The sequence below is a fragment of the Janthinobacterium sp. genome, from assembly GCF_009923995.1.
Taxonomy (GTDB): Bacteria; Pseudomonadota; Gammaproteobacteria; order Burkholderiales; family Burkholderiaceae_D; genus Janthinobacterium.
The window spans coordinates 92,923-105,272 of the sequence record NZ_RFSK01000001.1 but is presented as its reverse complement, the minus strand read 5'-3'; the positions used below and the strand labels follow the sequence as shown (position 1 = coordinate 105,272).

Here is a 12,350-nt window from a genome sequence, read left to right as displayed (position 1 = left end):
TCAGGCGCCTTTCTGCGACAGTTTCAGGCCACGGGCCAGGTCTTCGATCAAATCGTCCGCGTCTTCCAGCCCCACGGACAGGCGCATGGTGCCCTGCGTGATGCCCGCCTGCTCCAGCTGTTCGTTGGGCACGCGGAAATGCGTGGTGGAGGCGGGGTGGATGACGAGCGACTTGGCGTCGCCCACGTTGGCCAGGTGCGAGAAGATCTTCAGGCTGTCGACGAAGCGCTGGCCCGCCGCGCGGTCGCCGCGCAGGTTGAAGGTGAACACGCCGCCCGCGCCCTTCGGCAGCAGGGTCTTCGCCAGCGCGTAGTCGGGATGCGACGGCAGCTCGGGATAGGACACGGATTCCACGGCCGGATTGGCCAGCAGGAAGTCGATGATCTTGCGCGTGTTGGCCACGTGGCGGTCCATGCGCAAGCCCAGGGTTTCGATGCCCTGCAGGACGGCGAAGGCGTTGTGCGGGCTCATGACGGCGCCGAAATCGCGCAAGCCTTCGCGCCGCGCGCGCAGGGCGAACGGCGCCACCGTCGATTCCTCGGCGAAGACCATGCCGTGGAAGCCCTCGTAGGGCTCGCACAGTTCGGCATAGCGGCCCGTTCTGTCGTAGGCCGCCTGCCAGTCGAAGGTGCCGCCGTCGACGAGCAGGCCGCCGATGGCGGTGCCGTGGCCGCATAAAAACTTGGTGGCCGAGTGGAACACCAGGTCGGCGCCGTGCTCGAAGGGGCGCAGCAGGTACGGCGTGGTAAAGGTCGAATCGAGCATCAGCGGCAGGTGGTGTTCGTGGGCCAGGGCGGCAATCGTCGGGATGTCCAGCACGTCGAGGCCGGGATTGCCCAGGGTTTCCGCGAACAGCACCTTTGTTTCGGGGCGGATGGCGGCGCGCCAGGCGTCCGGGTCGCGCGGATCGACGAAGGTGGTGGCGATGCCGAAGCGTTTCAGGGTGTAGGCGAGCAGGTTGTGCGAGCCGCCGTACAGGGCGCGCGAGGCGACGATGTGCGAGCCGGCGCCGGCGATGGTGGACAGGCCCAGGTGCATGGCGGCCTGGCCGCTGGCCGTGGCGATGCCTGCCACGCCCCCTTCGAGGGCGGCGATGCGCTCTTCCAGCACGGCGTTGGTGGGATTCGAGATGCGCGAGTACACGTGGCCGGCCCGCTCCATGTTGAACAGCGAGGCCGCATGGTCCGAACTCTTGAAGGCGAACGAGGACGTGAAGTGGATGGGCGTGGCGCGCGCGCCCGTGGCCGGGTCGGGCGCGGCGCCCGCATGCAGGGATAGGGTGTCAAAGCCGGGGTATTTCGGGCCGCTCATGGTGTCTCCGCCAAGTTTTATAGTGGCAAGATCGTAACCTGATTTGCAGTTGAGCAAAAGGGCTGCCGTGCGGGGCGCATGGCGCCATGCCTGCGGGCAGGGCGTGTAACCTGAAGTGTAAAAAAAGTGACCGGCGCGGCACGGCGGTGGTAGGATATCGGATCAGCGATATTCGGGCTGTTTTACCTGTGCGCGTGCGCCGCGCCGCAGGGTAGACCGTCACGTGCCAGCGAAATCCTGGGCTTCAGGCGAACTCTCATCGCATGTCCACCAGGAAAGATTTTATGCCCGCAATATCGTTCGACGGCGCCCTTGCCGTTCCCGGACCATCTGTCGTCGACGGCCTGTGCCACGCAGGCTGGGTCATGCAGGACCATTTCATCCCTCCCGAACTGAGTCGCCAGCTGGCTGCCGAATGCGTGCAATCCATGCTAAATGGCAACATGAAGGGCGCCGGTGTGGGCAGCGGCCATGCGCCGCTGCTGCAGCCGGAGATCCGCGGCGACCATATCGAGTGGCTGGAAACGGGGCGCTCCAGCGCCTGCGACCGCTACCTGGCGCACATGGAAACGCTGCGCCAGACCCTGAACAGGGAGCTGTTCCTGGGCCTGGACGAATACGAAAGCCATTTCGCCCTGTACGGGCCGGGCGCCTTTTACCGGGCCCATCTGGACCGTTTCCGCGACGACGACAAGCGCACCGTCTCCGTCGTGCTGTACCTCAACGAGGACTGGCTGCCCGAGCACGGCGGTGCATTGCGGCTGCACCCCGATGGCGGTCCCAGCGTGGATATCGCGCCCGAAGCGGGGCGCATGGCCATGTTTTTGTCGGCCGAGCTGCTGCACGAGGTGCTGCCGACGGCGCGCCAGCGATTGTCGATCGCTGGCTGGTTCCGCCGCCGCGGCTGAAGCCGCCTGAACAACACCACGGCGCGTCGCGGCGCGCTTGCCGGCGGCATGCGCCGGCCCGGCGCCAGTGTCCATGAGCCGCCGTGCCTGCCTGCCGCGCCGCGCATTCGCCCGCCACGTTTTTCTCGCCCGTCTTTCCCCTCGATTTGATTACGCGCAAGGCTGGATTTTTCCGCAGGCATAGGCTACAGTCGCAGTAAGGGCTTAGAATAACTAAAATACCACTCACGCGGACAGGACGGCCAATATGAAAGTATCTGAAATTCTCCAAGTCAAGGGCAACATCCTCTACACGGTCACGCCTGACCAGCCCCTGCTTGACGCGGCCAATACCATGGCTGAAAAAGACATCGGTTCGCTGGTGGTCATGGAATTTGGCGACCTGGTCGGCATGCTGACCTTCCGCGAGGTGCTCAACGCCTTGCATGAAAACGCGGGCCAGATCGGCGGCGGCACCGTGCGCAAGCACATGGATGACCACCCGATCACCGTCACGCCCGACACGGAAGTCAATGAAGTGCGCCGCATCATGCTGGAAAAGCACGCGCGCTACCTGCCCGTCATGAACGCCAAGACCTTGCTGGGTGTCATCTCCTTCTACGACGTCGCGCGCGCCGTGCTGGAAGCGCAAAGCTTCGAAAACCAGATGCTGAAAGCCTACATCCGCGACTGGCCGGCCGAAACGGCGGACTGAGCTTCGTTCATGCAGTCAACACAACGCCGGCGTATGCCGGCGTTTTGCATGGGGCAGGGCGGCTGGCGCCGCCTACGCCGCCCCCTGCAGCGCCTCGTTGTTCAGCCAGCTGCCCAGCGCGCTGGCCGTCATGGGGCGGGCGAACAAAAAGCCTTGCGCCATGGGGCAGCCCAGGGCCTGCAGGATCTGCGCCTGGCGCTCGTCTTCCACGCCTTCGGCGATGACGGCCAGGCCCAGGTTGCGGCCCAGCTGGATGACCATTTCGGCGATGCTGCTGCCGCGCGCGGAACCCGTGATTTCCGTCACAAAAGCCCTGTCGATTTTTAAGCGGTCCACCTGCAGGCGCTGCAGGTAGGACAGCGACGAGAAGCCCGTGCCGAAGTCGTCGATGGCGATGCTCACGCCCGTCTGCTTGATCTGCCACAACATCTTGATCAGCATGTCCGGCTCTTCCATGGCCATCGATTCCGTGATTTCCAGCTCGATGAACTCGGGTGGCGCCTGCGTCTCTTCCAGCGCCGCGCGCAGCATTTCCAGGAACAGCGGGTGGCGGAACTGCACTTGCGACACGTTGACGGACATGACGAAGTTGCGGTGACCCTGCTCGCGCAGCAGCACCAGTTCGCGGCAGGCCGTGCGCAGCACCCATTCGCCCAGGTCGATGATGATGCCGGAATACTCGGCGATGGGGATGAAACGGTCGGGCGAGATGAACTTGCCGTCCGGCGTCTGCCAGCGCAGCAGCGCTTCGGCGCCCACGGGACGGCGCGTCGTCAGGTCGATCTGCGGCTGGTAGACGACGAACAGCTGGCCCTGGCTGAAGGCCGTGCGCAGCGCGTGCATCATGCGCACGCGCTCGCGGATTTCGATGCCCATGCTGCGCGAAAAGTAGAAGTGACCGGCGCGCTGCTGGCTTTTCGCCCGTTTCAGGGCGATGTCGGCGTCCTTCAGGGCGTCGGCGCCCGTGCCCGTGTGCTCGCCCAGGCGCACCAGGCCCAGGGTGGCGGACAATTGCACGTCCTGGCCGTCGATGCTGAACGGGGTCTGGAACAGGGCCAGGATATTGGCCGGATTGACTTGCGAGGAGTCGCCCAGCACGCAGAAGATGTCGCCGCCCAGGCGCGCCACGGTCAGCTGCGAACCCAGCTGGGTTTGCAGGCGGCCCGCCACGGCGACGAGCAGCAGGTCGCCGAACTGGTGGCCCAGCGCGTCGTTGGTCTCGGCAAAGTGGTCCAGGTCCACCAGCGACAGGGTGGCATCGTCGCGCGCGGGGCCGGCCAGGGTGGCGTCGAGGATTTCAACCAGGCGCGTGCGGTTCGGCAGTTTCGACAGCTGGTCGTAGAAGGCGGCATTGTGCAGGTGGGACACCAGCTCGACGTTGTCCAGGCCCACGGCGACGTTGCTGCAAAACACTTCCAGCAGGCTTTCATCGATGGCGGTGAGGGGGCGCGGCAGCAGCAGGTAGGCGGCCGCGTCGCGGCTGGCCTTGCCGGCGAAGTACAGCGTGGCGTAATCGTGCGCGTACACGTTGCGCCGCTGCGTCAGGGTGTGCTCGATGGCGGCCATCACGCGGGGATTCTGCAGGCCGCACAGGGCGCTGTGCGGCAAGCCGGAAAAACTGCCCGTGCAGGCCGACACGAGCAGCTCCTTGCCGCCGCTGTCCGGCATGTCCTGTACACACAGCACGCCATCGGCGCGGATGCCCAGCAGGTCGGCGATCTGCGCCAGCACGCCGGCCGAGAAGTTCTGCACGCCGTGCAGGGCCATCAGCTGCGTGCTGGCGTGCACGATCTGGTCCAGGCCGCGCCGGCTGCTGCTGATCGAGCGGATCTGGTCGTACGAGCGGATGGCCGCCGTCACCGTGGTAAACAGCTTGATGCGCGTCAATTCCGACTTGGTCTTGTAATCGTTGATGTCGAAATCGCGGATGGCGTCGATTTCGGGGGCATAGCCGGGCTGCCCCGTGCGCAGGATGATGCGCACGTCCGTCATTTTGAGGGTTTCGCGGATGTAGCGCACGAGGTGCAGGCCCGCGTCGTCCTGTTCCATCACCACGTCGAGCAGGATGACGGCGATGTCGCTTTCATGCTTGAGCAGCTCGCGCGCCTGGCCGGCCGAATAGGCGTGCACGAATTCCAGCGGCCGGTGCTGCATTTCCAGGTTGCCCAGCGCGAAAGTGGTGGTGGAGTGGACGTCTTCATCGTCGTCGATGATCATCACCCGCCAGACGCTGCGCGGCGCGGCCGTCAGCGGCGCTGGTTGTTCATCGAGGAATACCAGGTCGTCGTGATCGTCCTTGTTGGCGTCAAGGGGGATGATCGGTGCGGGCATGTATAGCTTCTCCAGGATGACTCGATATTTTTACGAGCACGTCACAAAAGCCCATGGCGTTGTTGCGTTGCCTCGCCGTACTTGCGTACTGTCTTCGGCAACGACGCCTAGCCCTGGGCATTTTGTGACGCGCTCTCGGCGCAGCCCAAATCCGGTTTTGCAACCGGTATTGTGTAGCGCGCTTTGATCCAAGTATATAGCTATTTAATAAGCAAAATGTTTTTTTAAATCTATTCCGTCGAGCAATATTTCTTGTATTGCATGATTGCAACTCATATTTGGTATTTTTTACATGAAAAGCACGGGAGATTGTAAAGTGACGCGTTGGGGGAGGGGGAATATCGGGGCCAGGCGCGGCATTAGCGGCATGGCCTGCCCCGCAGGCTGGTAGAATTGTGTTTTCCAGTCCTCACACTTCCTACTATGTCCGGCAATTCTTTTGGCAAGCTGTTTACTGTTACCACTTTCGGCGAATCGCATGGTCCGGCCATCGGCTGCGTGATCGACGGCTGTCCGCCGGGCCTGGTCCTGTCGGAAGCCGATATCCAGCCCGAGCTGGACCGCCGCAAACCGGGCACCTCGCGCCACGTGACGCAGCGCCAGGAATCCGATACGGTCGAGATCCTGTCCGGCGTGTACCAGGGCGTGACGACGGGTACGCCCATCGCGCTGCTGATCCGCAATGAAGACCAGCGCAGCAAGGATTACGGCAATATCGCGGAAAGCTTCCGTCCCGGCCACGCCGACTACACCTACTGGCATAAATACGGCGTGCGCGACCCGCGCGGCGGCGGGCGTTCCTCGGCGCGCCTGACGGCGCCCGTCGTGGGCGCGGCGGCGATCGCCAAGAAATGGCTGCTGCAGCAGTACGGCACCACCTTCAAGGGCTGCATGAGCCAGCTGGGCGACATTCCCGTGCCGTTCCAGTCCTGGGAGCACGTGCATGCGAACCCCTTCTTTGCCGCCAGCGATGATGCCGACCTGATCGCGCGCATGGAAGCGGCGATGGACCAGCTGCGCCGCGACGGCGATTCCATCGGCGCGCGCATCGATGTCATCGCGCAGAACGTGCCCGTCGGCCTGGGCCAGCCCATCTACGACAAGCTCGACGCCGACATCGCCTACGCCATGATGGGCATCAATGCCGTCAAGGGCGTGGAAATCGGTGCCGGTTTCGACTCGGTGGCGCAAAAGGGTTCCGAGCACGGCGACGAACTGACGCCGGACGGCTTCATCGGCAATCACGCCGGCGGCGTCTTGGGCGGCATCTCGACAGGGCAGGATATCAGCGTGTCCATCGCCATCAAGCCGACGTCGTCGATCCGCACGCCGCGCCGCTCGATCGATAAAGAGGGCAATCCCGTGATGGTGGAAACCTTCGGCCGCCACGACCCCTGCGTGGGCATCCGCGCCACGCCCATCGCCGAAGCCATGCTGGCGCTGGTGCTGATCGACCACGCCCTGATGCATCGCGCGCAGTGCGGCGATGTCAGCGTGAATACGCCGAAGCTGAAATAAGTTTTAGCAGCTCGCGACGGAAGGGCAGGGGGCAGACCCGGCGGGAGAATGCGTCCCAATGGGACGTATTCCGATCGCGAAGCGACTGACCCCGGCAATTTCGCCGTGGGCTTGTAAATTTCACGCCACCTTATTTGCCACCAGCTCGAGTTGGTGGCGCATCTCCACCGACTGCACCAGCAAGGCCCGGATATCGTTGATCAGGTTGAATTCCGTCTGGTTCAGCTGGATGGGCGGGAAGCTGTCGTCCCAGTCACCATACAGGAAGCCCGTGGGGTGGCCGTTGGCCGACAGGGGCAGCACGACGAAGCTGCGCGCTTCCGACAGCGTCGCTTTCCACCATTGCGGCAGCTTGGCGGCAAATTTCGGATCGCGCGCATTGTCGATGAAGATCACGCGGTCGCTGTTGAGGGCCGCATGGAAGACGTTCGGCTCATATGCGTCGCCAAACACCATCAGGTCCTGCAGGTCGGCCATGCCGTCGCCCAGGCTGATGCGCGCCGAATACAGATGGTCCTTGTGGTTGCGCACGAAGGCCACCGAGCGCGAAAAATCAAAGCCCTGGTGCAGGGTTTCCAGCGCCATCGACACCATCTGGCCCGGGCTGGCGCTGCCGATGGCGCCGCGCAGGTCGGCCAGGCCGCTGATCAGGACGCGGTTGCCTTCGGCGCGCATGCGCGTCGAGGCCAGCTGGCGCGCGCGCCGTTCGGCCGGTTTCGACAGGGGGGCGATCGACAGGTCGGCCGCCGCCATGGCCTTGGCCTTGTCGACGGCTACCACCAGGTCCGTGGCGGCGATGCCCAGGGTGCCCGCATAGTCGTCGATCAGCGCGTGCACCTGCGCCGTGCCGGCCGCATCGTCATGCCACAGCGAGTCGGCGCAGCGCGCCGCCATCGTCGACAGGCCCGCCATCCAGTCGGCGCCGCTGACGGGCAAGTTGTCGGGCGACGGGTCCATCGGCCGCATGCCGCTGATCAGGTGCTGCGGCAAGCCCCAGTGGGCGGCCGTGGCATAGCCCACTTCCGGCAGCGACAGGCCGAGGATTTCGCGCGCGGCGGCCGCCTCGTTGCCCGGCCCCGCGTGCGCCTGCATGCGGGCCCAGAAATCCGTCATGTAGAACGTCACCATCATGCGTCCCAGCGTATGCAGCATGGAGCAGACGACGGCCTGCTCGGCCTGCAGGCTGCCCGCGCTGGTGGCCACCTGCTGCGCCACCATCCCGGCCAGCACGGCCTTTTCCATTTCCACGTGGGCGCTGACGGAGTCGGGCGAGGCCTGCGACAGTTCCTCGATCAGCTTCAGGCCCAGCGCCAGGTGGCCGATGGCATCGATGCCCAGCACCAGCACGGCCTTCGACACCGTGTTGACCCTCTGGCCGAAGGCCGAATACATGCCGCTGTTGGCCAGCCTGAGCACCTTGTGCGTGAGGACGGGGTCCGACAGCACCGTTTGCGTGATGTCGAATTCGTGGTCGTCCTCGCCGCGCATGGCGCCCAGGATGGCGCTGATGGCTTTCGCGAAGCCGGGCATGTCGCCCTGCTGGCGCGTGCGCGCCCACAGCAGGTCCAGGGTGTTTTTGCCGAGCTGTGTCGGCACCGTGAAATGGCCTGGATTCATTGCACCCCTCCGCGCGGTTCATTGGCAGGCGGCGTGGGCACCAGCGCCGCATAGGTTTTTTCGCTCAAGGCCGATAGCGCGGCGTGGGCCGGCATCGGTTTGCCCGTCAGGTAGCCTTGCACATAGTGGCAGCCGCGCGATTCCATGAAATGCATCTGTTCTTCCGTTTCCACGCCTTCGGCCACCACCGACAGGTTCAAGTGCTTGGCCAGGTCGAGAATGGTGTTGCAGATGGCCGCGTCCTTGCTCGATTCGGGCAGGTCCTTGATGAAGGTGCGGTCGATCTTCAGCACGGAAATGGGGAAGCGCTTCAGGTAGGCCAGCGAGGAATAGCCGGTGCCGAAATCGTCGATGGCGATGCGCGCGCGGCGCTCCGTCATCTTGCCGAGGATGGTTTCCGCGTGCACGGGATCGATCATCAGGGTGCCTTCCGTGATTTCCAGCACCAGGTGTTCGCCCGACAGCCCCGAGAAGGCGAGGGCGTCATCGAGCACGTCGAGGAATTTGTCGTTGCGGAACTGGCGCGGACTGATGTTGACGGACATGTACAGCGCCCGCCTGGCCACTTCCTGGAACTGCTTGAGCTGGACGCAGGCAGCCTTCAGCGCCCAGGCGCCCAGCAGGTTGATCAGGCCGTTCGCCTCGGCGATGGGGATGAAGCGCACGGGAGGCACCAGGCCCAGGGTCGGGTGCTTCCAGCGCATCAGGGTTTCGAAGCCCTGGATCTGCCGCGTGCGGGCGTCGACGATGGGCTGGTAGAACAGCAGGAATTCGCCTTCGCGCACGGCGTGGAACATGGCCGCTTCCAGCGAGATGTCGTGTTCCGACGGACCGTTCAGGCGCGGGCTGTAGACGAGGCAGCGGGCCTTGCCCGTTTCCTTGGCGCGCGACATGGCCGCATCGGCCAGCGCCACCAGGCGCACTTCGTCTTCCGCGTGCAACGGATAGATCGATACGCCGACGGAGGCGCCCACGTAGATGGTGTGGCCATCGACTTCGAACGGCGCCTGCAGGGTGGCCAGCAGGCGCCCCGTCACCAGCTTGATCTGCGCGTCCGTGGCGCTGCCGGGCAGCACGGCGACGAATTCATCGCCGCCCACGCGCGCCAGGGTGTCGCTGTCGCGCAGGGTCTTGCGCAGGCGCGCCGCGGCCAGGCGCAGCACGGCGTCGCCGACGGGGTGGCCCAGGCCATCGTTGACCTTCTTGAAGCCATCGAGGCCGATGGTGGCCACGGAAAAGCCCTGGCCAGAACGCGCCGCCTGGGCGATCACCATGCGGATGCGGTCCGACAGCAGCAGCCGGTTCGGCAGGCCTGTGAGCGCATCGTGCGTGGCCATGTGGCGCAGGCGTTCTTCCGTGTTGTGCTGGGCCGACGTGTCGCGGCCCACCACCAGCAGTTCGGCGATGCCGGCCCCGTTCATATAGGAAGACAGGCGCAGCTCGAACCAGATTTCCTGGTCCGGCGTCTGCAGGCGCACTTCCAGGCGGCCCGGTTCTTCCAGGGCGTCTTCCAGCGCCGCCTGCAGCGCCGCGCGCGAGGCCTCGGCCGCCAGCGGCAGCAGCAGGTGGCCGGACAGGCCGTTGGGCGCGCCGAACAGGGTGGCTGCGCGCTTGCTGGCAAACAGGATCAAGCCGTCCGCATCGAGGCGGAACACGACGTCGCCAGCCTCTTCCATGAGGTTGTCCAGCTCGTGGCGAGCTTCGCGGTGGGCGGCGGATGGGGTACTGGAAAACATCGTGCTGGCTTTTACCTTTTTTTATCAGTGCTGGTGCCCGCGGCAGGGCAGGGCGCCAGCGAAAACAGTGCGTCGCGCGGCTGCTCCGCCGCCGGGCACAGGGTTACTATCGGAACGCGATCCACACGAAATGTATCATTGAAAAGCACCCGATTACATGAAATAGAGCAACATTGCTTCAGGTTTTGTAAATATTCCTGCCGCGCTTGACGAAATCCGCATGCTTTTCGACGCGGTGCTTTTTATCCATCCGCTTGCCGCCGTGGCGCGCTTGCCCCGCTGGCGCGTTTGCGCTAGTCTGGCTGGCAGACGACGGGGATGGCGTGCCAGTGGCGGCAAGGGCGCCATGATAACAAATCGCAACGGAGATACCCATGAATGCCTTTGACACGCATGAAGTTTTCAACCAGGCGACGCCGTTTGAAAACGTCAATCTGTTCGCCTGCGACCCCGCCCTGGCCGAGGCGCTGCTGCGCGAAGGAGGCGGCGCGGCGCGGCAGGAACTCGACGCGCTGGGCGAGCGCCTGGGCCGCGCGGACACGTACGCCCTGGCGCGCGAAGCGAACCGGCACGGGCCCGAATTGCAGCAATTCGACCGCGCCGGCCGCCGCATCGATGAAGTGGCCTTCCATCCCGCCTGGCATGCCCTGATGGAGATCCTGATCGGCGCCGGTACGCATGCCGCGCCCTGGGCCGCGCCCGGCCCGGGTGCCCAGGTGGCGCGCGCGGCCGCCTATCTATTGGTGGGGCAGGTGGAAAACGGCGCGCAATGCCCCGTGACGATGACGTACGCCTCCGTGCCGGCGCTGCGCCAGGCCCTTGATCTGCCGCAAATCGCCGCCCGCTGGCTGCCGAAGATCCTGTCGCGCGAGTACGATCCCCGCTCCTTGCCGGTGGAACAGAAGCGCGGCGCCCTGGTCGGCATGGGCATGACGGAAAAGCAGGGCGGCTCGGACGTGCGCAGCAATACCACGCGGGCCACTCCCGTGCCGGCGGACGAAGCGCGCGCCCTGTTCGGCGACGAGGCCGGCGGGGCCTGGCGCATCGTCGGCCACAAATGGTTTTTCTCGGCGCCGCAAAGCGATGCCCACCTGATCCTGGCGCAGGCGGACGAGGGCGGGCTGTCGTGTTTCTTCGTGCCCCGCTACCTGCCCGACGGCAGCCGCAACCCCATCCGCGTGCAGCGCCTGAAGGACAAGCTGGGCAACCGCTCGAACGCCTCGTCCGAGGTGGAGTTCGCGAATGCGTATGGCTGGCTCGTGGGCCAGCCGGGGCGGGGCATCCCCACCATCCTGGAAATGGCCAGCCACACGCGCCTCGACTGCGTGCTGGGCAGCGCCGGCATCATGCGCGCCGCCCTGACCCAGGCGCTGCACCACGCGCGCCAGCGGGCCGTGTTCGGCAAGCCGCTCGTCGAACAGCCCCTGATGCAGAACGTGCTGGCCGACCTGGCGCTCGAATCGGAAGCCGCCACGGCCTTCGCGCTGCGCCTGGCCCGCTGCTTCGATGAAAAGGAGGATGCGGGGCAAGCCATGCTGGCGCGCGTGCTCACGCCGGCCGGCAAGTACTGGATCTGCAAGCGGGGGCCAGGCTTCGGCGCGGAAGCCATGGAAGTGCTGGGCGGCACCGGCTACGTGGAAGATGCGCCGCTGGCGCGGCTGTACCGCGAACTGCCCGTCAACTCGATCTGGGAAGGCTCGGGCAACGTCATGTGCCTCGACGTCTTGCGCGCCTTCGGCAAGTCGCCCGCCGCGCGCGACGCCCTGGCGGCCGAACTGGCGCTGGCCGGCGACGAGCATGCCGCCTTTGTGGCCTATCGCGCGCGCCTGCTGGCCGAGCTGGACGGGCCGCAAACGGATGAGTTTGGCGCGCGGCAACTATCGGAACGCATCGTGCTGGCCGTGCAGGCCGGCTTGCTGCTGCGCCACGCGCCGCCCTGTGTCGCGCAAGCGTTCCTGCAGTCGCGCCTGGTGCAGGCGCCGGGCGGCACCTATGGTCGCTTGCCGGCCGGCACCGATTGCGCGGCCATCCTCGCGCGCGCCCTGCGCGAGTACTGATTCGCCCGCGGCGGTGGCATGCCGCCCGCCGCCAGGGCGGCATGCTCTGCAATTATTTCGAAAATTCCGGCCACAGGCGGGCTGCGGGCTGGGATAATGCTGGAATCCATGATTTTATCGACACACAGCGCGCCTGCGGCCCAGGCTTGCCGCCGCGCCAGAGAGTAGAGAAAGAAAA

The 12,350-nt window shown here is 65.5% G+C and carries 9 protein-coding genes; 4 read left to right on the top strand and 5 right to left on the bottom strand.

Annotated elements, in window-relative coordinates:
• Window positions 1-1,311 (bottom strand): O-acetylhomoserine aminocarboxypropyltransferase, encoded by a 1,311-nt coding sequence (locus EBS11_RS00545; protein ID WP_290599726.1) that lies wholly within the window; start codon window positions 1,309-1,311, stop codon window positions 1-3.
• A gap of 284 nt (window positions 1,312-1,595) precedes the next feature.
• On the opposite strand from EBS11_RS00545, the gene EBS11_RS00540 reads away from it, so the two are divergent.
• Both EBS11_RS00540 and EBS11_RS00535 read left to right on the top strand, forming a co-directional pair.
• Complete coding sequence (locus EBS11_RS00540) at window positions 1,596-2,219, top strand: 2OG-Fe(II) oxygenase (RefSeq protein ID WP_290599724.1); 624 nt, start codon at window positions 1,596-1,598, stop codon at window positions 2,217-2,219.
• Window positions 2,220-2,466: 247 nt separating this feature from the next.
• Entirely contained in the window at window positions 2,467-2,913 is a 447-nt protein-coding gene (locus EBS11_RS00535; RefSeq protein WP_092709205.1) for a CBS domain-containing protein, read from the top strand.
• Window positions 2,914-2,985: 72 nt separating this feature from the next.
• Here EBS11_RS00535 and EBS11_RS00530 read toward each other — a convergent pair whose 3' ends face one another.
• Entirely contained in the window at window positions 2,986-5,244 is a 2,259-nt protein-coding gene (locus EBS11_RS00530) for an EAL domain-containing protein (protein WP_290599722.1), read from the bottom strand.
• Between the two features lie 423 nt (window positions 5,245-5,667).
• On the opposite strand from EBS11_RS00530, the gene aroC reads away from it, so the two are divergent.
• On the top strand, window positions 5,668-6,762 hold the full coding sequence (gene aroC / locus EBS11_RS00525; protein WP_290599720.1) for a chorismate synthase: 1,095 nt from the start codon (window positions 5,668-5,670) through the stop codon (window positions 6,760-6,762).
• A 120-nt stretch (window positions 6,763-6,882) separates the two neighbouring features.
• Here the strand turns inward: aroC and EBS11_RS00520 are convergent, their stop codons facing one another.
• The 3 genes from EBS11_RS00520 to EBS11_RS00510 all read right to left on the bottom strand — a co-directional run bounded on the left by EBS11_RS00520 (window position 6,883) and on the right by EBS11_RS00510 (window position 10,491).
• On the bottom strand, window positions 6,883-8,379 hold the full coding sequence (locus EBS11_RS00520) for an HDOD domain-containing protein (RefSeq protein WP_290599718.1): 1,497 nt from the start codon (window positions 8,377-8,379) through the stop codon (window positions 6,883-6,885).
• Window positions 8,376-10,115 carry an EAL domain-containing protein gene (locus tag EBS11_RS00515; protein WP_290599716.1) on the bottom strand — a complete coding sequence of 580 codons (1,740 nt, stop codon included), beginning with the start codon at window positions 10,113-10,115 and terminating at the stop codon, window positions 8,376-8,378. Before EBS11_RS00515 ends, EBS11_RS00520 begins: the two co-directional genes overlap by 4 nt.
• A gap of 178 nt (window positions 10,116-10,293) precedes the next feature.
• Window positions 10,294-10,491 carry a hypothetical protein gene (locus EBS11_RS00510; RefSeq protein WP_290599714.1) on the bottom strand — a complete coding sequence of 66 codons (198 nt, stop codon included), beginning with the start codon at window positions 10,489-10,491 and terminating at the stop codon, window positions 10,294-10,296.
• Between EBS11_RS00510 and EBS11_RS00505 the strand changes: the two genes are divergently transcribed.
• Complete coding sequence (locus EBS11_RS00505) at window positions 10,490-12,172, top strand: isovaleryl-CoA dehydrogenase (RefSeq protein WP_290599711.1); 1,683 nt, start codon at window positions 10,490-10,492, stop codon at window positions 12,170-12,172. The two genes, EBS11_RS00510 and EBS11_RS00505, sit on opposite strands and share 2 nt — an antisense overlap.
• Window positions 12,173-12,350: the final 178 nt, after the last annotated feature.

Excerpts from the sequence above, each read along its gene's own strand:
- EBS11_RS00520 (WP_290599718.1), bottom strand. The coding sequence starts at position 8,379 with ATGAATCCAGGCCATTTCACGGTGCCGACACAGCTCGGCAAAAACACC.
- EBS11_RS00530 (WP_290599722.1), bottom strand. The coding sequence starts at position 5,244 with ATGCCCGCACCGATCATCCCCCTTGACGCCAACAAGGACGATCACGAC.
- EBS11_RS00510 (WP_290599714.1), bottom strand. The coding sequence starts at position 10,491 with ATGGGTATCTCCGTTGCGATTTGTTATCATGGCGCCCTTGCCGCCACT.
- EBS11_RS00540 (WP_290599724.1), top strand. The coding sequence starts at position 1,596 with ATGCCCGCAATATCGTTCGACGGCGCCCTTGCCGTTCCCGGACCATCT.
- EBS11_RS00545 (WP_290599726.1), bottom strand. The coding sequence starts at position 1,311 with ATGAGCGGCCCGAAATACCCCGGCTTTGACACCCTATCCCTGCATGCG.
- EBS11_RS00505 (WP_290599711.1), top strand. The coding sequence starts at position 10,490 with ATGAATGCCTTTGACACGCATGAAGTTTTCAACCAGGCGACGCCGTTT.
- EBS11_RS00535 (WP_092709205.1), top strand. The coding sequence starts at position 2,467 with ATGAAAGTATCTGAAATTCTCCAAGTCAAGGGCAACATCCTCTACACG.
- aroC (WP_290599720.1), top strand. The coding sequence starts at position 5,668 with ATGTCCGGCAATTCTTTTGGCAAGCTGTTTACTGTTACCACTTTCGGC.
- EBS11_RS00515 (WP_290599716.1), bottom strand. The coding sequence starts at position 10,115 with ATGTTTTCCAGTACCCCATCCGCCGCCCACCGCGAAGCTCGCCACGAG.